The organism is Tessaracoccus bendigoensis DSM 12906 (assembly GCF_900141915.1).
Lineage (GTDB): Bacteria > Actinomycetota > Actinomycetes > Propionibacteriales > Propionibacteriaceae > Arachnia > Arachnia bendigoensis.
Map to the genome: position 1 here is coordinate 39,058 of NZ_FQZG01000011.1, position 20,795 is coordinate 59,852.

The following is a 20,795-nucleotide window of genomic DNA, read 5'->3' on the forward strand; positions in this document are numbered from 1 at the left end:
CATCGACGGTATCAGCGCAACTCCAGCCTGCGGCTGTACGACACCTTCGCCCAGCCGATTGCGACGATCGCTACCCCGAAGAGCACGACGAACACGGCGACGGGGAGCACCGGGGCGTTGTCGCCGATCTTGAAGATCGCCATTGGGTCCCAGAGCAGTTCGATGTCCGGGAACCGCCTGAGATCCAGCGACGGGGGGATGAACAGGGAGAGGACGCCGAGGATCTGGGTGGCGACGTAGTACAGGAACCAGGTCAGGACCACGCCGCCGAAGCCCGACCGGTTGATCCAGGCCTCGCTCCCGACGGTCGCGGCGAAGAAGAACGGCGTGATCATCACGAGCGGGTAGAGCAGCACCGTGACGACGAAGACGGCCAGCAGCCACGCGGGCAGCTCACCGATCGCCTCAAGGGCGCGACCGAGCATCGCCAGCGTCTCCCGGGGCGCCACCCCGCTGGTCGCGCCGGTGGCGATGTTGGCCGGAATCTGGAGGAGGAACCCGATCGCCAGCGCCAGGAGCGTGGCGAGGTAGGCGTAGGCGGCCTTCACGGTAAATATCGTCGACCCCGCTGCGGGGATGGCTGCGGTGAAGTAGCCGGTCTTCGAGTAGGTCGAACGGTAGAAGTCGAGCGAGATCAACAGCGGGACGGCCACGATGTACCCGGCCGCGGCAAAGACGGCCAGGACGGCGAACAACACGTTCAGCGGCGCAGGCAGCAGCATGGCCGCTCCCGAGAAGGTCGCGACGACGAGGGTCACCGCGAGCGTGACCAGGGCGAACGGGCGCCAGGTGCGCAGGAGCTCATGCTTGAACAAGGTGCGGATCATCGGTAGACCTTCCTGAAGAGCGCGTCGATGGAGACGCCGTGCTGGGTGCGTAGGTCGTCGACGTCCCCGGTCAGCAGCACCTGGCCGTAGCGCATGAACGCGACGCCGTCGAGGATCGGTTCGAGGTCGTGGATGAGGTGGGTGGAGATGAGCACCAGAGCCTCGGGCGGCAGGTCGCGGATGATGGCCTGGAGGAGGATGTCGCGCGCGGCCGGGTCGACGCCGGAGATCGGCTCGTCCAGCAGGTACACCTTCGCCCGCCGCGACATGGCCAACGCGATCTGGGCCTTCTCGCGCATGCCCTTCGACAGCGTCGAGAGCTTGCGAGACGGGTCGAGCCCGAAGAAGCCGATGAGGTCGGACGCGTGCTCGCGGCTGAAATCGGCGAAGAAATCGTCGTACATGCGGATGCAGAAGTCGATGGTGGCCGAGTCGGGCAGGAAGCTGGCGTCCGGCAGGAACGAGACGATCGCCTTGCTCTCGGGCCCTGGACGGTGGCCGTGGATCGACACTTCTCCCCCGTACTGGGTCAGCGCACCGGCCAGCACCTTCAGCAGCGTCGTCTTGCCGCAGCCGTTCTCGCCGAGCAGACCGACGATCTGTCCGGGTGGAAGCTCAAGGTCGAGGCCGTTGATTGCTCTGAACTTGCCGTAGTCCTTGGTGAGGCCCCTGATCGAGATGGCGCTCATGACTGTTCTCCTTCCGTGGCGTCTCGCCACTGGGCGCCCAGGAGTTCCCGGGCTGCGTCGAGGCTCATCCCGAGCCCCTGCGCGCGTCTGGCGTATTCGGTGGCGACCTCCGAGGCAAGGTCGACCCTCGCCTGGTCGATTGCTGCGGCGTCGAGGGTGACGAACCGTCCGGCGGTGCGCTCCGATCGGCTGAGGCCTTGTCGGTCCAGCTCGGCCAGCGCGCGTTGGACGGTGTTCGGGTTGACCCTCAGGTCGAGGGCCAGTTCGCGGACGCCGGGGATCCGGTCGCCCGGTGGCCATGTCCCGACGGCGATGCGGCGGGTGAACTCGCCGACGAGTTGCAGCCAGATGGGGCTGCTCGGGTCGAACTCCACGACTCACCGCCTTGTGTTGTTGTATTAGGTACTTAATACAATAGGACAAAGGTGTGTGCGGGTCAAGGGCTGGGGGCGCGGGCTGGGTGAGGAGTTTGAGCAGGATTTGCTAGTCATTGGGGGCTTGGGTGCGTTGTCTGCTGACGATGCCAGCGGAAGGGATTTGACTTGCGGATCCCTGCTCAAAGCTGGGCGGGGCAGGAGTTTGAGCAGGATTTACTACTCATTGGGGGCTTGGGTGCGTTGTCTGCTGACGATGCCAGCGGAAGGGATTTGACTTGCGGATCCCTGCTCAAAGCTGGGCGAGGCATGAGTTTGAGCAGGATCCACTGCTCATTGGGGGCTCGGGCGCATTGTCTGCTGACGATGCCAGCGGAAGGGATTTGACTTGCGGATCCTGCTCAACCCGGGGATCCTGGCCGAAGCTCAGTCGAGCAGGTCGCGGATCACGCCGTCGGCCAGGAGGCGTGCCCCGGCGCTCACCCGGACGCGTTCGCCCACCCGCTCGACCATGCCCCGATCCTCAAGGTCGGGCAGCCGTGCCGCCTCGGAAGGCGTCAGGACGTCGACCGGCAGGCCGTCGCGGAGCCGCAACTCGAGCAGCACCCGCTCGACCCTGCGCTGGTCGGCGTCGAGCACCTCCCTGGCCAAGGCGGGCGAATGCCCCTCGGCCAGGGCCGCGGCGTAGCTGCGCGGGTGTTTGCGGTTCCAGAACCTGACCCCTGCGATGTGGGAGTGGGCGCCCGGGCCGGTCCCCCACCAGTCGGCGCCCTTCCAGTAGGCCAGGTTGTGCCTGCATTCGCCGCCCGGGAGCGCCCAGTTGCTGACTTCGTAGTTATCGAACCCGAGCGCCGCCAGGGCCTCTTCGGCCAGCAGGTACTTGTCGGCCAGGTCATCATCGTCCGGCATCGGAATCTCCCCGCGGCGCACCTGCATCGCGAGCCTCGTGCCCTCCTCCACGATCAGGGAATAGGCGCTGACGTGGTCGACGGAGGTGCCCGTGACGGCGTCCAGGCTCGCCCGCCAGTCGGCGAGGCTCTCCCCCGGGGTGCCGTAGATCAGGTCGAGGCTCACGTGCTCAAAGCCCGCCTCCCGCGCCCAGCCGGCGGCCGCCAACCCGCGTTCCGGGCTGTGCTCGCGCTCCAGCACCTTGAGCACGTGCGGTACGACCGACTGCAGGCCGAGCGAGATGCGGGTGAAGCCGTGTTCCCGCAGCCTCGCCAGGTATTCGGGCGTGACGGTTTCAGGGTTGGCCTCCGTCGTCACCTCGGCGTCGGGCGCCAGCTCGAACCGGTCGGCGATCGCGCCGAGGATGCCTGAGAGGTCCGGCTCGGGCAGCCACGTCGGGGTGCCGCCGCCGAAGAACACCGTCTCGACCCGGCGCGGTCCCAACTCCCGGGCCGCCAGGTCCAGCTCTGCCCGCACCGCCTCCAGGTAGGACGCCGACGCGCCGTCGCCCGCCTCGCCCGGGGTGTAGGTGTTGAAGTCGCAGTATCCGCACCGCACCCGGCAGAACGGCACGTGGACGTAGATGGAAAACGGCGCAGACGATGACCGCGCGGCGGAGGGTAGCGATCCGTCCAGCGGAGCCGGATCGCCTTCGGGAAGTTGGGCCACCTCGTCAGCTTACGGCGCAATCGTCGTAGCCTCGCCCACCAGGCGGGCCGATCCGTGCCAAGGTAAGCCCCATGAATATCTCCCGACGATCCCTTCTGCTCGCGGGTGGCAGCCTGGCTGCAGCCGCAACCCTGGCCGCGTGCGGCAACAACAATCCCCTTTCCTCCCCGACGCCGATCGGCTCGACCTCCGCCTCCGGCTCGGCCAGCGACGTGACGCTGCAGCAGTGGTACCACGAGTACGGCGAAGCCGGCGTGAAGGAGGCGGTCGAAAGGTATGCGGCCGCTTACCCGAACGCGACGGTGGAGGTGAAGTGGACCCCCGGCGACTACTCCTCGATCCTCGCCGCGCAACTGCTCACCAACGACATCCCTGACGTCTTCGAATACGAGCAGGGCGGCTCGCTCGACATGATCCGCGCCGGTCAGCTCGAGGACCTGACCGAGTTGATCGGCGACCAGGCCGCAGACTTCAACCCCGCCGTCATGAAGCGGTTCACGTTCGAAGACAAGATCTACGGCATTCCGCAGACGATCGACATGCAGCTGCTGTACTACCGGCCCTCGCTGCTCGAAGCCGCGGGCGTGGAACCGCCCACCACCTTCGAACAGCTCGTGGCTGCGGCAAATGCCGTCAAGTCGGCCGACATCGGCGGCTTCTTCGCCGGCAACGACGGCGGCATCGGCGTGCTCGGCACGATCCTGATCTGGGCCTCGGGCAGCGACCAACTCACCGAGGACCGCAGCGCCGTCGCATTCCTCAACGACGACTTCTACGCCGCGCTGACCTCCTACCGCGACTTCCTGCGATCCGGCGGGGTGCTGGAGGCCGCCTCGGCCGAATGGTACGACGGGGCCGCCTTCGTCAACGGCGAGGCCGCGATGCAGTGGGGTGGCCTGTGGTCGCTGCCCGACATCAAGAAGGCCTGGGGCGACGACGTCGCGGTGCTGCCGTTCCCGGCGATCGGGGCCAACGGGCGCCCAGCGGTCCCCTTCGGCGCGTTCGGGTCCTGCGTCGCGGCCAAGGGTGCGAACGTCGACGCCTCGAAGGCCTTCGCGAAGTGGCTGTGGATCGACCAGGAAGAGTTCCAGGTGGACTTCTCCAACTCCTACGGCACCCACATCCCGGCCAAGCCGTCGCTCGTCGCCCAGGCGGACAAGCTCGCCGACGGCCCGGGCAAGGACGCAGCCCAGTTCGTCTCCGATCACGGCTTCGCCAACGACATCATGTGGTCGGGCGCCCTGGGCGACGCCTACTCCACCGCGGTCAGCAACGTGATCAAGGACGGCAAGGATCCGAAGACGGAGTTCGCCGCGTTCGAGGCGACCGCCAAGACCGAGCTGGCCAAGCTGCAAAGCTGATGACGAGCGCCACAGCCCCCACCCAGCCCCGACGGGGGCTGTGGCACCGCGTGCGGGGGCGGCAAGGCCGCAACCTCTGGTTCGCGCTGTTCGTCGCCCCCTTCTTCATCGGCCTGCTGGTCTTCGTTTACGTGCCGATCGCGTGGAGTGCCTACCTCTCGTTCTTCGAGGCGCGCAACACCGTCACGCCGACCAAGTTCGTCGGGTTCGACAACTATCTCTACCTCCTGGGCGACGACCTGTTCCGCAACTCGCTGCTGGTGTTCGTCGCATTCGCGGTGTTCATCGTGCCGCTCACCTACGCCTGTTCGCTCGGCCTGGCGCTTCTGCTCGACAAGCTCCGCTGGGGCCGGGCATTCTTCCGGTCGGTGTTCTTCATCCCGACGGCGGTCTCATACGTCATCGCCGCGATCATCTGGCGGTTCAGCTTCTTCAACGGCGCCAGGTTCGGGCTGCTGAACTCATGGCTGCGCTCCTGGGGCTTCGACCCCGTCAACTGGCTGGGCGGCGGCAACAACCTGTACTGGATCGCGCTGGTCTCCGTGCGCCTATGGCTGCAGGTGGGCTTCTACATGATCTTGTTCATCGCCGGCCTGAACAAGATCCCGGTCGAGACGTATGAGGCGGCCGCCCTGGACGGCGCGTCCGGCTGGAAGCTGCTGCGCTGGATCACACTTCCCCAGCTGCGGGCCACGAGCGTCGCCGTGGTCATGCTGCTGTTGATCAACGCGTTCCAGGCTTTCGACGAGTTCTACAACATGCTCGGCTCGATCGGCTCCTACCCACCGTACGGCCGGCCCCCGCTGGTGCACCTCTACCTGATCGCGCTGGGCGGCGGCAAACAGGACCTCGGCGTCGGCGGAGCGGGCACCGTCATCCTGACCGCGATCATCGTCGCCTTCGGAGTCCTGCAGAACCGGGTCCTCAACCGCGGCGAACGGGCCGATCGATGAAGACGGGAAAGGTGGGTCTCGCGCTGCGCTACGGTGTCGCCTCCGCTTTGGCGCTGCTCTTCCTGCTGCCGCTCTACGTCATCGTCCGCAACGCCTTCTCCACCAACGCCAACATCACCGCGGCCCGCTGGAACTGGCTGCCTGACCAGGCGAACCTGACCAACCTGCACTCGCTGCTGGCCAACGACTCGATCGGCATCGTCCGCGCGATGGGCAACTCGGCGGTCATGTCGCTGCTGCAGACCGCCGGCACCGTCACCGTCAGCCTCCTGGCCGGCTACGCGCTGGCCCGCTACACCCACCGGGTCGCCAGGGTGCTGCTCGGCCTGACCGTGTTCACGCTGATGGTGCCCGCGGCGACCACGTTTCTGCCGATGTTCATCATCACGGCCCAGCTCGGCTGGATCGACACCTTCCGGGGCCTGGTGATCCCCGGCATGTTTTCGGCGTTTGCGACCTACCTGTTCCGGCAGTTCTTCCTCGACTTCCCCGTCGAGCTGGAGGACGCCTCACTGATCGACGGCTGCAACCCTTGGACCAGTTTCTGGCGGATAGTGGTGCCCAACTCGACGGGAATCATCGCCGCGGTCGGCACGATCGTCCTGATCGGCTCGTGGAACGCGTTCCTGTGGCCGACCCTGATCGGCCGCGACGCGACCCGCACCGTCCAGGTGGCGCTGAGCCAGTTCATGACCAGCCAGGGGGTGCGTTATCCGGAGCTGTTCATGGGCACGTTGGTGGCGGTGCTTCCGATGCTGTTCGTCTTCTTGTTCCTGCAGCGCTACCTGGTTCAGGGGCTGACCACCTCCGGGCTTCGATAGAGGGCGGATCGGGCACACTTGGCTGGTGCCCACCCTCGCCGAACTCGTCTCCGACGGCTGCGGCCTGCCATTCGCCGCTGCCGCGGAGGCGCTGCGGGAGGCGGTCGGGGCGCACGGCGCGGCCGTCGTCGAGGCGCCGCCTGGAACGGGCAAGACCACCCTCGCGCCGCCGATCATTTCCGGCCTGGTCGAGGGGAGGGTGGTGGTCACCCAGCCAAGGCGGGTCGCGGCGCGCGCGGCCGCCCGTCGGCTCGCCGCCCTGACCGGGACGCCCGTTGGTGAACTGGTCGGCTACACGGTGCGCGGCGACAGAGTGCTTGGCGCCGACGCCAAAGTCGAGATGCTCACACCCGGAGTGCTGCTACGTCGACTGCTGCGCGACCCCGGCCTCGACGGGACCGGCGCCGTCATCCTTGACGAGGTCCACGAACGGGGCCTGGACACCGACCTGTTGGTCGGGCTGCTGGTCGAGGTGCGCGAGCTGCGCCCCGATCTGGTGGTGATCGCGATGTCGGCCACAGCCGACACCGAAACGTTGGCCGGGCTGCTCGGTGACACGGCGCCCGCACCGGTGGTCGGCGTGCCCGGCGTCCTCCACCCTCTGACGGCGCGCTACTGCCCCGGCCCGCTGCCGCTCGACGCCAGGGGCGTGAGCAGGGAGTTCCTCGCCCACGTCGCGACGGTTGCCAGGGCCGCGTTCGACGAGCGTCCCGGCGACGGCGACGTCCTGGTCTTCCTGCCGGGGGCGCGCGAGGTCCGCGTCGTGGCCGACCTGCTGAGGGGCAGTGTCCCGGCAGAGGTGCTCGAGTTGCACGGGCAGATCCCGGCCCGGGAACAGGACAGGGCGATCTCGGGGAGGCGGCCGGGCGAGCCGCCCCGGATTGTGGTCTCGACCAACCTCGCCGAATCCTCGCTGACCGTCGCAGGGGTGCGCGTCGTCGTCGACGCCGGGCTGTCGCGGGAACCCCGGCGCGACTCCGCCCGCGGAATGTCCGGCCTGGTCACCGTCCGGTGTGCCCGGTCGTCAGCCGACCAGCGCGCAGGTCGCGCCGCCCGGCAGGGCCCGGGTGTGGTCTGGCGCTGCTACGACGAGGAAACCTACGCGGGGCTTCGCCCGCAGGTGACCCCGGAATCGCAGACCACGGACCTGACCGGCGCCCTGCTGACGCTCGCAGCCTGGGGGTCGCCCCGCGGTGCGACGATGCGGCTGCCCTCGCCGCTGCCGGCCGCCTCCGTCGCCGAGGATGAGGCCGTGCTGCGCTCGCTCGGCGCCGTCGATACGACTGGCCGCATCACCGAGGACGGGCGTCGACTCGCCTCCATCCCCGCCTCACCGCGTTGGGCGAGGGCGCTCGTCGACGGTGCTGCCCTGGTCGGTTCGCGGACGGCGGCCGAGACGGTCGCCGCGGTGGAGTCGGGCGTCTCTGGCGACCTGGGCCGGGAGATCATCGCCCTCCGGCGCGGTGGAACCCCCGAGGCGAGGCGGTGGAAGGCAGAGGCCGATCGGCTCGCGCGCCTCATCGACGCCGCCCCCGGGACGGGTGCCCTGCCTGGTGCCGTCGTCGTTTTGGCCTTCCCGGAGCGGGTGGCGAGGAAGGTGGGTGGCACCTACCTCCTGGCCTCAGGCACCCGCGCCGCCGCTCCGCCTGAGCTCGCAGGACACGTTTGGCTGGCCGTCGCCGAGGTGACCAGGGCAGGTGGGGTGAGCGCGGCCGGTACCGGTGCGGTGATCCGCTCGGCCGCGCCCATAGATGAGCCGACGGCCCGGCTGGCCGGGCAACTCCTGGTTGAGGAGACTCGGGGCGAGTTGGTCGACGGCAGGCTCCGCGCCCGTCGGGTGGTCGCCCTCGGCGCGATCGAGCTCTCCTCGACACCGGTGCCCGCCCGGGAACTCGGGGCCCACGCCGTCCGCGACGTCGTGGCGGCTCACGGGTTGGGCGTGATCGGCTGGTCGCAGTCGGCCGATGCGCTGCGTCGCAGGATGGCCCTGCTGCACCGCAGCATCGGCGGACGCTGGCCGGATGTGGGCGACGACGCGCTCCTGACCAGGCTCGACGACTGGCTGGCACCCGAGTTGCGGGCCGCGGCCGACACCGGGGCGCTGGCAGGGATCGACCTGACGACGCCGCTGCGCAGGCTCCTGCCCTGGCCGGAGGCCGGTCGGCTGGACGAGTTGGCACCGGAGCGACTCCAGGTGCCGAGCGGGTCGAGGATCCGGCTCGAGTACCCGCCTCACGACGCGGATGGACCGGTCGTCGTCGCCGTCAAGTTGCAGGAGTGCTTCGGGTTGGCGACGTCGCCAAGGTTGGTCGACGGTCGGGTGGAGGTGGTGTTCCACCTGCTGTCCCCCGCCGGTCGTCCGCTGGCGATCACCGGGGACCTCGCGTCGTTCTGGTCGGGGCCGTATGCGCAGGTGCGCTCGGAGATGCGCGGTCGCTACCCGAGGCACCCGTGGCCCGAAGACCCGTGGACGGCGCCTGCAACGGCGCGGACGAAGCGTCGAGGTTGATCGCGGTCACGAGGGATTCTCTGGTCACGAGGGAGGGGTCGCGTTACCAGGGGAATGGCTGGATACCAGGGGTATACGGCTGGTGTCGTGCAATAGCGCTGGTGTCGGGTCCGGATCGCTGGTGTCGCGCAATAGCGCTGGTGTCGCCGAGAACCGCTGGTGCGCCCCAACCGGGCGACCTACTTCTTCGGCGCCTCAGACGTCGACAGCGCCGCGACGAAGGCCTCCTGGGGCACCTCGACCCGGCCGACCATCTTCATCCGCTTCTTGCCTTCCTTCTGCTTCTCGAGCAGCTTCCGCTTACGCGAGATGTCGCCGCCGTAGCACTTGGCCAGCACGTCCTTGCGGATGGCGCGGATCGTCTCCCGGGCGATGACCCGCGACCCGATCGCGGCCTGGATCGGCACCTCGAACTGCTGCCTCGGGATGAGTTCCTTCAACTTCGAGGCCATCTGCAGTCCGTAGCTGTAAGCCTTGTCCTTGTGCACGATCGCGGAGAACGCGTCGACGGGGTCGCCGTGCAGCAGGATGTCGACCTTCACCAGGTCGGAGGCCTCCTCACCGTCGGGCTCGTAGTCGAGTGACGCGTAGCCCTTGGTGCGCGACTTGAGCGCGTCGAAGAAGTCGAAGACGATCTCGGCCAGCGGCAGGGTGTAGCGGATCTCGACGCGGTCCTCACTCAGGTAGTCGAGCCCGCGCTGAATGCCGCGGCGGGTCTGGCACAGCTCCAGGATCGTGCCGATGTACTCCGCCGGGGCGAGGATGGTGCCGCGCACGACCGGCTCGTAGACTTCCGCGATCTTGCCCTCCGGATACTCCGACGGGTTGGTGACGACGTGCTCGGAACCGTCCTCCATGATGACGCGGTAGACCACGTTTGGGGCGGTGGAGATCAGGTCCAGGTTGAACTCGCGCTCCAGCCGTTCGCGGACGATCTCCATGTGCAGCAGGCCGAGGAACCCGATGCGGAAGCCGAAGCCGAGCGCCCCGGAGGTCTCCGGTTCGTAGGTCAGCGCGGCGTCGTTGAGCTGAAGCTTTTCGAGGGCCTCCCGCAGTTCGTTGAAATCGTCACCGTCGATCGGATAGAGGCCGGCGTAGACCATGGGGTTGGGCGACCGGTAACCCCCGAGATCCTGTACCGCAGCCCGGTTCTCGAGTGTGACGGTGTCGCCGACCCGGGATTGACGCACGTCTTTCACCCCGGTGATGAGGTAGCCGACTTCGCCGACGCCCAGGGCGTCCGACTTGACCGGCTCAGGCGAGATGACGCCGACCTCCAGCAGTTCGTGGGTCGCCTTGGTCGACATCATCCGGATGCGTTCGCGGTGACTGAGTTCACCGTCGACCACGCGGACGTAGGTGACGACACCCCGGTAGGTGTCGTAGACCGAGTCGAAGATGAGCGCACGCGCGGGTGCGGCGGGGTCGCCGACCGGCGCCGGGATCAGCTCGACGACGGCGTCGAGAAGCTCGCGGACGCCAGCGCCGGTCTTGCCGGATACCTTGAGTACTTCGTCTGGTGAGCACCCGATGATGCCGGCCAGTTCCTCGGCGTACTTCTCAGGGTTCGCGCTCGGCAGGTCGATCTTGTTCAGCACGGGGATGATCTGCAGGTCGGCCTCGAGCGCCAGGTAGAGGTTCGCCAAGGTCTGGGCCTCGATCCCCTGCGCCGCGTCGACCAGGAGGATGGCCCCTTCGCAGGCCTGGAGCGAGCGGGACACCTCGTAGGTGAAGTCGACGTGCCCAGGCGTGTCGATCATGTTGAGGATGTGGGTGACGCCGTCTTTGGCCCACGGCATCCGCACGGCCTGCGACTTGATGGTGATGCCGCGCTCGCGTTCGATGTCCATCCGGTCGAGGTACTGGGCGCGCATCTGACGCGCATCGACCACCTCGGTTAGCTGGAGCATGCGGTCGGCAAGGGTCGACTTGCCGTGATCGATGTGGGCGATGATGCAGAAGTTGCGGATGATCGCCGGATCGGTCTTACCTGGGCGCGGAGCTGGCATCAATATCCTTGTGGCTGACGATGTCGACCACCAAGTCTCTCACGGATCGGCGGGGCGGGCTAACTGGTTGATTTGGCCTGGCGTGCCGGCCTCAGGTAAGGTTGATCGTCGCGTGCAAACGCATGACCGAGTCAACCAACATAGTGATAAAGAGGCTTGCCAAGTGGCGAACATCAAGTCCCAGAAGAAGCGCAACAAGACCAACGAGATCGCGCGTCAGCGTAACAAGGCCGTCAAGTCGGGCCTCCGCACCCACGTGCGTGCAGTGCGTGTTGCCGTTGCGGCCGGCGATTCGGTCCAGGCCAATGAGGCCGCAAGGGCCGCCAACCGCGCTCTCGACAAGGCCGTGAGCAAGGGCGTCATCCACAAGAACCAGGCCGCGAACCGCAAGTCGGCCATCTCGCTCTCCGTCGCCGCTCTCTGAGCCGGCCGAGACCAACTGTTCTACCGAAGCAGCGCCTTGGCCCTCGGTCATCAAGGCGCTGTTTTGCGTACCCTCCATCGACGGCGGGTGCGGCCGGAATGTCGCGCCCCTGAGGTGAGTCGCTCCAACTCCTGGGCCGAGCGCCGCAGCGCACACCCCTGATTCACCCCACGGCAACCACAGACAAGCTGCCTCTCGTGCCACAATGTCCCCGTCGTGGGTCACAGCCTCAGGAGAGCAGAACATGAAGATCGTCGTCGCCGGAGCAGGGTACGTCGGCCTGTCAAACGCGGTCATCCTCGCGCAGCACCACCACGTCACCGCCATCGACACAGATGCCGCGAAGATCGAACTCATCACCAGGCGGGTATCGCCGATCGACGACCCCGAGCTGACCGAGTATCTCGCCAACCGTCCGCTGCATCTGGAAGCGGTGACGGATCCAGAGCTGGCCTACACGGCTGCGGACCTCGTCGTGGTGGCCACCCCTACCGACTACGACCCGCAGACCAGCTATTTCGACACCAGCTCCGTTGAGCTCGTCGTCGCCACGGCCTTGACCTACAGCCCTGGCGCAAACATCGTCATCAAGTCCACGGTCCCGGTCGGTTTCACCGAGGAATTGCGTCAGAGGCACCCGGGCGCGACCATCATGTTCTCCCCTGAGTTCCTCCGCGAGGGGCGCGCGCTCTACGACAACCTCCACCCTTCGCGCATCGTCGTCGGTGACCGCTCCGCTGTCGGGCGACGGTTCGCCGATCTAATGGTCGAAGGCGCCGACGATGACGTCGTGCCCGTGCTGCTGACGGACTCGACGGAAGCCGAGTCGATCAAGCTGTTCGCCAACACCTACCTGGCGCTGCGCGTGGCCTATTTCAACGAACTGGACACCTACGCTGCGGTCCGGGGATTGGACACCGCGCAGATCATCGAAGGGGTTGGGCTCGACCCGCGGATCGGGTCGCACTACAACAATCCCTCGTTCGGCTACGGGGGGTACTGCCTGCCGAAGGACACCAAACAGCTGTTGGCCAACTACTCCGAAGTGCCGCAGAACCTGGTCGTCGCGGTCGTCGACGCCAACCGTACGCGCAAGGATTTCATCGCAGGCGACATCCTCTCCCGCAACCCCGAAGTCGTCGGCATCTACCGTCTGACCATGAAGACCGGCTCGGACAACTTCCGCTCATCCTCGGTGCAGGGGGTCATGAGGCGCTTGAGTGCCGAGGGGGTGACGTTGATCATCTACGAGCCTGGGCTCACGGAGGAGACGTTCTCCGGCTCTGAGGTGATAGCCGATCTTGAGGAGTTCAAGCGCCGCGCCGATGTGATCGTGACCAACCGGCAGTCGTCCGACCTGGACGATGTCGCGGACAAGGTTTACACGCGCGACATCTACGGCCGCGACTGACGCTGGAATCAGCGACGCGCCAACGCCAACACCCCCAGCACCATCCGCTCGAGCGCGAACGCCGGGTCCGTGGCCGCGCCCTTGACCTGGGCGTCACCCACGGCGATCAGCTGGATGGCGCCGGCGACCGAGCCGGGCCCCCAATAGCGTGACGTGCGCGCGTAGTCCTTCATCTTCCAAGGGGGCAGGCCCAGTTGGCGCGCCAGGTCGTTGCTGCTGATGCGGCTCCCCTGCGCGTCGATATACTTTCCCATTCCCCGGAAAGCACCCGCCATGGCGCTGGTCACCAGCACCGGTGCCACCCCTGTGCTCAACGCCCATCGGAGCCGTTCCATCGCGACGGTGGCGTTGACGGCCAGCACGGCGTCCGCGACGGCGAAGGACGTCACCTCAGCCCTGCCGGCGAAGTAGCGCCTGATCAGGTCTGAGTCGATCTGTTCCTGATCGGAGTCGGCGGCGAGCTGGGAAACCGCAGCGGCGAGGGCGCGCAGGTCATTCCCGACGGCGGAGACCAACTCGCCTGCGGCATCCTGCGAGATCCGCATCTTCTGCCGCTTGGCCTCCTCGACGACGAACTTAGGCAGCTCCCAGGTCTTGACGGTCGCCACTGATTCGGTGGGGACCTTCGCCTTCTTGAGCTTGTCGATCAGGCCCTTCCCCTTGTTGCCGCCAGCGTGTACCAGGATGAGGCAGAGATCTTCCGACGGGTTCCTGGCCACCTCGACCAGTTGGTCGACCACCCCGGCGGGGCAGGCGCCGACGTCGTCGATGACGGCGATGATGTTGCTGGAAAACAACGAACCGCCCACCACTTCAGACAGCATGGTGTCTTCCAGCTCCGACGCAGAGATCTCGTTGAGGTCGGAGTCGGGCTGTTCCTTGCGTGCTTTCGCGACCGTGGCCGCCACCAGCCGCTGGGCCAGCAGCGTCTCGGGGCCGGTGATCAGGAGGGAGGAACCGAAGGCGGGCATGGGTAAAGCTTGCCAGCCCGGGCCGACAATCCGGTACTCAGGCGCCGTCCCGCTTCTTTGGTTGGGCGGACCGGTCTCCAGCCGATTGGGCCAGTTGCCGGAACTGTTCCGGGTATCGGGTGGAGCGCAACTGCGGGAAGGCGCGCAACTGCCGTCGGGTGGTGAGGCTCAGCTTCGGCAACGCTTCGAGCCTGTCGTTGAGCACCTCGCGTCGATCCTTCAGCTGTTCAAGTGAGTCGTCGGCCTTTTCCTTGAGCTCCAGCGCGTGCTCGCCCAGTGAGGTGCTCAACTGGGTGGTCGACGCTCTGAGCTTCTCGTCGGCCTCCTTCAGGGCCTTGAGCTGATCGTCCAGCTTCAAGGTGGAGGAGACGGTGGCCGCGAGGTCGACCAGCATCGTCGTCGCGATGACCGCGAGGGCGACGATGACGACCCAGGGATTCAGCCAGTCGAGGAAGCGGCTGATCAGCGGGTGCAGCACATCGATCAGCAGGACGCCGACGATGCCCCACATCAACGAGAACTGGAGGCAGATGTAGCCGCCGATGTTGAATGGACGGTCTGAGTAGTCCCACCACCTCCGGTGGAAGAGCTTTTCAAGGACCCACCCCGTGACCAGTTCCAAGAGCGAGGCCAACAGGGCGGCTCCGAGGAACACGAGGATCGGGTTGTCTGCGACGGGGAGCAGGAGCGCGGTCATCGCGAGCGCCCCGAACCCGTAGATCGGGCAGTATGGCCCGGCGAGGAACCCACGGTTTGTGACCTCGCCTTCGGTGACGGCGGAGAAGACGACCTCGGCGACCCAGCCGAGCATCGCGTAGATCACCACCAGCGTCACGGGGGCCGATGCCTGGACCAGTTCCACCGCAGTCATCTTCCGTCCTCCTCGCTGTGTCGCTGCGGGCAGTTTAGCCATCTCCACCTGGGGCTCGGCGATGGCGGAGGCGCTGCGTCGATCACTACAACTACAAGGAAGTCAGTCGCCCGATTGGCTGGCCTTCCCACCGCCGCGTCATCCCTTCACGCAGAGCAGCGTCTGCAGCCGCGCGACGACGTCGACGAGGTCACACTGGGCGGCGATGACCTCGTTGATGTCCTTGTACGCCGCCGGGATCTCGTCGACCACGCCCTCGTCCTTGCGACACTCGATGCCCGCCGTCTGCTCGGCGAGGTCGGCCGCGGTGAACTGACGCCGTGCCGCGTTGCGCGACATCCGCCGTCCTGCGCCGTGTGACGCCGACTGGTAAGACGCCGGGTTGCCCAGGCCGCGCACGATGTAGGAGCCTGTGCCCATGGAGCCCGGGATCACACCCAGATCCCCCAGCCCGGCCCGGATCGCACCCTTGCGGGTGACGATCAACTCGACGTCGTCGTAGGCCTCCACCGCCACGTAGTTGTGGTGGCAGCGGATCGGCGCCTCGAACCCGATTCCCGGAATGCGGTGCGAGAGCTCATCACAGATTGCCGCGAGCATCACGTCGCGGTTGAGCAGCGCATACGCCTGCGCCCACCAGAGGTCGTGCAGGTAGGCGTCCATCTGCGCCGTGCCGGCCAGGAACACCGCAAGGTCCTTGTCGACCAGGCCCTGGTTGTGGGGCAGCGCCTGCGCCGCCCGCATGTGCACCTGCGCCAGCTGATTGCCGGTCCCCCGCGACCCGGAGTGCAGCGTCACCCAGGCCCGGTCGTCGTCGCCGACGCACAGTTCGATGAAGTGGTTGCCGCCGCCCAGCGTCCCCACCTGCACCGAAGCCTTCCGCTCCGCCTTCGCCGACCTCGCCGACGGGGTCAGCTCGGCCGCGCGCAGTTGACCGAACCCGCTCATGGTGTCGCGGTACCGCCGGGCCAGGTCGTCGTGCCTGGTCAAGGTGCGAGGCTCGTCGTTGTGTGAGGCGAAGCCGACGGGGACCGCCCGCTCGATGCCGTGCCGGATGGCGGCCAGGTCGTCGGGCAGCTGGTCGGGCCGCAACGTGGTGCGCACGGCGGTCATGCCGCAGCCGATGTCGACGCCGACGGCCGCCGGGGCGACCGCCTGGCTCATGGCGATGACGGAGCCGACGGTGGCGCCGAGCCCATAGTGGACGTCGGGCATGACGCGCACGCCGTGGGTCCACGGCAGCCTCGCCACATTCCGGAGCTGGCCGCGGGCCTGCTCCTCGATGCCGGCCTCGTCGGCCCACATGAGGGTGTTGTCGGTGCCGGTCAGCGGCACCGGGTAGATGGACATGGTGGTTCCTCCTGTGTGGATGGGTGACAGGGGTAACCGACGGCCCTCCCGGTCAACGGGCGATGGGCGGATGTGTCTGGTTAGCGAAAGGAGTCAGGTACCCCGCAGCTTCAGCGCTGATGCGCAAAGCTGGGCTCGACGGCGACCGACGGGCACAGCGGTGGCGTCGCTTGGCGACGTGGCTGTGCGGTCATGGTCTGTGCCTCTCGGATGCGGCGCCATCCATGGCGCCGCCGACCAGCCTGCCACAGATTCCTGGCCCTGGGCAACCCCCTTGCCTCCCACAGATCCAGGGCATGGATCAGTTGGTCGGAAGCATTGATGGCCTTGTGAGGCCGGTTCCAGAGGGGATCGCCGGCGCGAACCACCGTATGAGGAGGCGACCGCCGAGGACCTTGGCACGCGGGACCTGATCGACGGCGGTGCCGATCCCACCGCATCGCGCAGCCCGACCCGGGTCAGCGGATCGGAGGCTGACTATTGCGAGGCTGTGCCGCCGTCCACACGCACGAGGTTGCCGGAGGGGTCGCGGAAGGCGCAGTCCCGAACGCCCCAGGGCTGGTCGGCAACCTCCGACACGATCTCCGCCCCGGCCTCCTTGACGCTGGCGAACACCGCATCGACGTTGTCGGCGGTGAAATGGGCGGCGTTCATGCCGCCTTTGGCGACGAGCGCGCGGATGAACTCGACGTCCTCGGGGGAGCCGTCGACGTAATTCGACAGCACGATCCCGACGTCGGGCTGTGCCGGGGAACCGATCGTGATCCAGCGAAACTCGCCGTTGGGTACGTCCATTCGAACCTCGAGGCCCAACACATCTCGGTAGAAGGCCAAGGCGGCATCGGGGTCGTTGACGGTGATGAGACAGGTGGAGAGTCTGATGTCCATGTCCGCAACGCTAAACGAGCGATCCCCGATGCGCTTCTCGATTCCTGCTCGGTCGGGTGGCCAACCGCGCCACGCAACTTGGGACGCCGATCAGCGCCGCGTGATCCCCAGCCCGGTAGGCAGTAGGCGTGCTGCCTACCAGTTCGGTGAACCGCGCGCTGAACGACCCCAGCGACGTACAACCCACCGCCATGCACACCTCGGTGACGGTAAGGCCGCCGCCACGCAGCAGCCACTGCGCACGCTCGATGCGCCGCGTCATCAGGTACGAGTAGGGCGTCTCCCCGTAGGCAGCCTTGAAACGACGAGTGAAGTGGGCCTTCGACATGTAAGCCTGGGCGGCCACGGCTCCGATGTCGAGCGGCTCGGCGAATCGGCGATCCATCGCATCTCGGGCTCTGCGGAGCAAGGCAAGCTCGTTGAGTCGTCCGTGGCGCGGCATGGCAGCAGCCTACGTCCCAGACGGCGACGCCACCGCCGCCCTGGCGCAGAAGGGCTTGTAGTCGCATCACGCCCATGTGGAAGCTGAGTAGAGCGAGGCGCCGAATCAGCGCTGGGTCCGCACCGCGATCCCCTCCCCGGTCCGCGAAACCGCGATCGTGCCCTGCAGGTCGGTTCGGGCCATTGCCATACCCAAGCTTTCGGCTAACTCGAGCGTCGCCCTCGCCGGATGTCCGTAGTCGTTGTCCAACCCGGCACTGGCAACGGCAAGCGATGCTCCTGACGCGTCGAAGAACCGGCTCTCCTGCTTCGATGACCCGTGATGCGGCAGCTTCAGCACATCCACCTCCAACGAGAGCCCCAACCCGACGGCTGAACGCAGGGCAGCCGACTGGCCGGACGGCTCCGCATCGCCTGCCAAGAGGACACCGATCCCGCCCGAGGTCGCCACCCCTACCACCGAAGCGTTGTTCTCGGCAGGGCCCTCGGCATCGGCGTTCTCCGAATCGACCGTGGAGGTCGTCGGCGCCGAGACCGTCGTCCAACTCGCCAGACCCGCCTGCAGCACCTCGCCCGGCGCCGCCGACCGCACTTCACCGCCGACCTCCCCCACCGCATCGAGCAGCCAGGTCGGAATCTCGCCTCCGCGCACGAGCACCAGCTTCGGCTTGAACCTCGCTATGACCGTGGCTGCTCCCCCGACGTGATCCGCGTGATAGTGCGTCAACACCACCATGGGAACTGCTCGGACGCCAAGGCCTGCCAGGCAGTCGATGGTCGGCCCTGGCTCGGGGCCCGCATCCACCAGAATCGCGGCTCCCGGACCGGCGCGCACCACGGTCGCGTCCCCCTGGCCCACATCGCAGAACGCCACGCTCCACTGGCCCGGCCACCCAAGGGGCACAGGACGTGCCACACCGGCAACAACCAGCACCACGATGAACCCGGCCCCACCCCATGGGCTGCGTAGCACCCGCGCCAACGCGAAAGCCGACAACAGCACACAGCCGGTGAGCACGATGAGCGGCAACAGGTCAGCCTGCCACTGCCAGGTCGCCGACGGCACCGAGGCACCGGACTGCGCCACCCAAAGGATGGGTTGGCTGCACCAACCCGCAAGCCAGGCCGGGACCACCCCGAGCGGACCCAGGCCGCTGAGCACGGCCGCAGACAACCCGAGCACCGTGGTCGGGCCGACGAACGGCGCGGCGAGCACATTGGCCGCCACCCCCACGACGGAGATCTCATCGCTGATGGCTGTGACGATCGGCTGGGTCACCAGTTGGGCGGCCAACGACACCGCCACCGCCTCAGCGATCCATCTTGGGCACCACCGCACCAGCGCGTCCCGGAACCAGGGCCCCAACACGACTATCCCGGCGCATGCGCACACCGACAGGGCGAACCCCACCGACCTGGAAAGCCATGGATCGCACCACACGAGAACCACCACCGCCAGGCAAAGCGAGCCTGTGCTCCGGCTTCCCGACGACACCCCGGTCGCCGCCAGGGCAACCAGACCCATCGCCGTGGCCCGCAGCACCGAAGGCTCCTGCCCGCAGACGAGAACGAACAAGCCGACCCCCGCCACGGCCGCGATCCTCACCCACCAACCACGCACCCCGATCAGCCGGACGAACGCCAGCAGCACCCCGAGCATCAGCGAGAGGTTCGCACCGGAGACTGCCATGAGATGCGTGAGCCCCGTTGCCTTGAAGTCGGATCGCATCTCGTCGTCGACCCGCGTGGTGTCCCCCACGACCAGCGATGGCACCAGCGCCGCCTGCTGGGGTGGGGAACGGCTCAGGCTGTCTCTTAGCCCTCCGCGCATGGCGTTCGCCAGCCGCCGCAGCGGGCCAGGATCGGCAACCCGTTGGTCGATCCGTTGCAGAGACAGCACCGCGGCCTCACGCTCCCCAGGCTCGGGAACACCCAGCCGTGCCACGGCCCGGTAGCGTGCCCCGGGCTCGAGTTGCGCAAGCGCGCTGCCCACCTCGCCGCTGGCCAATACGACGACCGGCACCGAGGCATTGACCCGGGCACTTCGCCGCTCGACCCACACCAGGCTCGCATGCGCCACCACGATCCCGTTCCGGGCGGCCGGCTCGGCGTTGACGCTGAACTCGACGCTGACCACTACCGATTCGGCGGCCAACTCCGAAACTGGTGAGGAGTGCCGCTGCCATGAGCGCAATCCCGAGGCGAAGAGCGTCAACGCGAGCACCGCGAACACCATCGCTGTCCACACCCGTCCTGCGCGCCAGAGCATCACCGCGATCAGTAGGAGACCGACCAACCCCGCAACCCAGCCCGCGCGTTCCGGCATCCATCCGGAGGTGCCGATCCACGCGGCGGCCCAGACGGCGACTGCCACCGGCAACAGCCGCAGGTCGTGGCGGTTCATGTCGTCACCAGCGATGCGAGCTTCTCGAAGGTTTTCGGCCCGATACCGCTGACCTCCTGCAGCTCCTCGACGGCGGTGAAGCCGCCGTGTTCGTCGCGCCAGGCGACAATCGCGGCCGCGGTTACGGGCCCTATGCCCGGCAACTCCTCCAGTTGTTCCGGCGATGCCGTATTCAGGTTGATCCGGCCACCCGCATCTGCCGGACCGCTTCCCCCGGGTGTCGAGACCTCGCCGCGGGGATCATCGGCCGACCCGATCAGGATCTGCATCCCATCGGTCACCGGTGCTGCCAGGTTCAGTTCGGCAGGCCCGGCGTCGGCGGCAAGGCCACCCGCTGCGACGATGGCGTCCTGCACGATGGATCCGGCAGGCACACTCACGACACCGGGCCGAACGACGGCTCCGGCCACGTGGACCCGCAGCGGTGGTGCCGAGCTCACCGGAGCTGACGGCGTGGGGGGAACGGAACGCACCACAGGGTCAACGGGCACCACGGTCGCCGAACTCTGCCCGAGTGCGAACACGGTGAATGCCACCGCCACCAGCATCAGGGCCCCGACCACCAACGCGTGCTTGACGGTGATGAAGCGGCCGAGCGTCTCCACCGCGCCTCGCACCCGAGCCGCAGGCCCCCCGGGCGCGCCGCGCCCGGGGCCGGGATCGGGGGGAGTATCGCTTCCACCCTGCTCGACGGCCCGACGCGGCGCCCCCAGAGGCGGGCGCCCCGCGCTGATGAACGCCAGCCGGGCCCTCGCCAGTTCGTCCGAATCCTGCATGCCCCATCTATCCGACGGTGGAGGGGCGAAAGTGCCACATCAATTTCGACCTGTGGAAAAACCCGCTGCCCGACTGTGTCGGGCAGCGGGTCGGTGGAC

Annotated in this window: 18 protein-coding genes; 6 read left to right on the top strand and 12 right to left on the bottom strand. The window is 67.5% G+C overall.

The annotated features are described in order from the left end of the window. Positions 1 to 11 precede the first annotated feature (11 nt). The 4 genes from BUC15_RS04055 to hemW all read right to left on the bottom strand — a co-directional run bounded on the left by BUC15_RS04055 (position 12) and on the right by hemW (position 3,507). The gene (locus BUC15_RS04055; RefSeq protein WP_073186272.1) at positions 12 to 827 is read right to left on the bottom strand and encodes a hypothetical protein; all 816 of its coding nucleotides are present in this window, start codon (positions 825 to 827) and stop codon (positions 12 to 14) included. After that, entirely contained in the window at positions 824 to 1,516 is a 693-nt protein-coding gene (locus BUC15_RS04060) for an ABC transporter ATP-binding protein (RefSeq protein WP_073186273.1), read from the bottom strand. Before BUC15_RS04060 ends, BUC15_RS04055 begins: the two co-directional genes overlap by 4 nt. Further along, positions 1,513 to 1,890: a GntR family transcriptional regulator gene (locus tag BUC15_RS04065; protein ID WP_073186274.1), complete on the bottom strand. Its 378-nt coding sequence runs from the start codon at positions 1,888 to 1,890 to the stop codon at positions 1,513 to 1,515. The genes BUC15_RS04060 and BUC15_RS04065 overlap by 4 nt, the downstream gene beginning before the upstream one ends. 426 nt (positions 1,891 to 2,316) lie before the next feature. Further along, positions 2,317 to 3,507, bottom strand: coding sequence for a radical SAM family heme chaperone HemW (gene hemW / locus BUC15_RS04070; protein ID WP_073186275.1), 1,191 nt, complete (start codon positions 3,505 to 3,507; stop codon positions 2,317 to 2,319). 71 nt (positions 3,508 to 3,578) lie between these two features. Between hemW and BUC15_RS04075 the strand changes: the two genes are divergently transcribed. Genes BUC15_RS04075 through hrpB form a run of 4 tightly spaced genes read left to right on the top strand, consistent with a single transcriptional unit; the run spans position 3,579 to position 9,151 of the window. After that, positions 3,579 to 4,868 carry an ABC transporter substrate-binding protein gene (locus BUC15_RS04075; protein ID WP_084189349.1) on the top strand — a complete coding sequence of 430 codons (1,290 nt, stop codon included), beginning with the start codon at positions 3,579 to 3,581 and terminating at the stop codon, positions 4,866 to 4,868. Then, on the top strand, positions 4,868 to 5,821 hold the full coding sequence (locus BUC15_RS04080) for a carbohydrate ABC transporter permease (RefSeq protein WP_073186276.1): 954 nt from the start codon (positions 4,868 to 4,870) through the stop codon (positions 5,819 to 5,821). Before BUC15_RS04075 ends, BUC15_RS04080 begins: the two co-directional genes overlap by 1 nt. After that, a complete protein-coding gene (locus BUC15_RS04085; RefSeq protein WP_073186277.1) occupies positions 5,818 to 6,642 on the top strand; it encodes a carbohydrate ABC transporter permease in 825 nt (274 codons plus the stop codon). The genes BUC15_RS04080 and BUC15_RS04085 overlap by 4 nt, the downstream gene beginning before the upstream one ends. 25 nt (positions 6,643 to 6,667) lie before the next feature. Next, positions 6,668 to 9,151 (top strand): ATP-dependent helicase HrpB, encoded by a 2,484-nt coding sequence (gene hrpB / locus BUC15_RS04090; RefSeq protein WP_245787882.1) that lies wholly within the window; start codon positions 6,668 to 6,670, stop codon positions 9,149 to 9,151. Positions 9,152 to 9,330: 179 nt separating this feature from the next. Here hrpB and lepA read toward each other — a convergent pair whose 3' ends face one another. Beyond that, positions 9,331 to 11,160 (bottom strand): translation elongation factor 4, encoded by a 1,830-nt coding sequence (gene lepA / locus BUC15_RS04095; RefSeq protein ID WP_073186279.1) that lies wholly within the window; start codon positions 11,158 to 11,160, stop codon positions 9,331 to 9,333. A gap of 163 nt (positions 11,161 to 11,323) precedes the next feature. Between lepA and rpsT the strand changes: the two genes are divergently transcribed. Continuing rightward, positions 11,324 to 11,584, top strand: coding sequence for a 30S ribosomal protein S20 (gene rpsT, locus BUC15_RS04100; RefSeq protein WP_073186280.1), 261 nt, complete (start codon positions 11,324 to 11,326; stop codon positions 11,582 to 11,584). Between the two features lie 244 nt (positions 11,585 to 11,828). After that, the gene (locus BUC15_RS04105) at positions 11,829 to 12,995 is read left to right on the top strand and encodes a nucleotide sugar dehydrogenase (RefSeq protein ID WP_073186281.1); all 1,167 of its coding nucleotides are present in this window, start codon (positions 11,829 to 11,831) and stop codon (positions 12,993 to 12,995) included. An 8-nt stretch (positions 12,996 to 13,003) separates the two neighbouring features. On the opposite strand, the gene holA is transcribed toward BUC15_RS04105, so the two are convergent. The 7 genes from holA to BUC15_RS04140 form a co-directional block, all read right to left on the bottom strand. Then, positions 13,004 to 13,966, bottom strand: a complete 963-nt coding sequence (gene holA, locus BUC15_RS04110; protein ID WP_073186282.1) for a DNA polymerase III subunit delta — start codon at positions 13,964 to 13,966, stop codon at positions 13,004 to 13,006. A 37-nt stretch (positions 13,967 to 14,003) separates the two neighbouring features. Beyond that, the gene (locus BUC15_RS04115; protein ID WP_073186283.1) at positions 14,004 to 14,837 is read right to left on the bottom strand and encodes a putative ABC transporter permease; all 834 of its coding nucleotides are present in this window, start codon (positions 14,835 to 14,837) and stop codon (positions 14,004 to 14,006) included. Positions 14,838 to 14,975: 138 nt separating this feature from the next. Beyond that, positions 14,976 to 16,187, bottom strand: coding sequence for an RtcB family protein (locus BUC15_RS04120; protein WP_073186284.1), 1,212 nt, complete (start codon positions 16,185 to 16,187; stop codon positions 14,976 to 14,978). A 477-nt stretch (positions 16,188 to 16,664) separates the two neighbouring features. After that, positions 16,665 to 17,075 carry a VOC family protein gene (locus BUC15_RS04125; protein WP_073186285.1) on the bottom strand — a complete coding sequence of 137 codons (411 nt, stop codon included), beginning with the start codon at positions 17,073 to 17,075 and terminating at the stop codon, positions 16,665 to 16,667. Positions 17,076 to 17,085: 10 nt separating this feature from the next. Next, positions 17,086 to 17,517, bottom strand: coding sequence for a helix-turn-helix transcriptional regulator (locus tag BUC15_RS04130; RefSeq protein WP_073186286.1), 432 nt, complete (start codon positions 17,515 to 17,517; stop codon positions 17,086 to 17,088). 105 nt (positions 17,518 to 17,622) lie between these two features. Continuing rightward, positions 17,623 to 19,920, bottom strand: coding sequence for a ComEC/Rec2 family competence protein (locus BUC15_RS04135; RefSeq protein ID WP_084189351.1), 2,298 nt, complete (start codon positions 19,918 to 19,920; stop codon positions 17,623 to 17,625). Next, a complete protein-coding gene (locus BUC15_RS04140; protein ID WP_073186287.1) occupies positions 19,917 to 20,696 on the bottom strand; it encodes a ComEA family DNA-binding protein in 780 nt (259 codons plus the stop codon). Before BUC15_RS04140 ends, BUC15_RS04135 begins: the two co-directional genes overlap by 4 nt. Between the last annotated feature and the right edge of the window lie 99 nt (positions 20,697 to 20,795).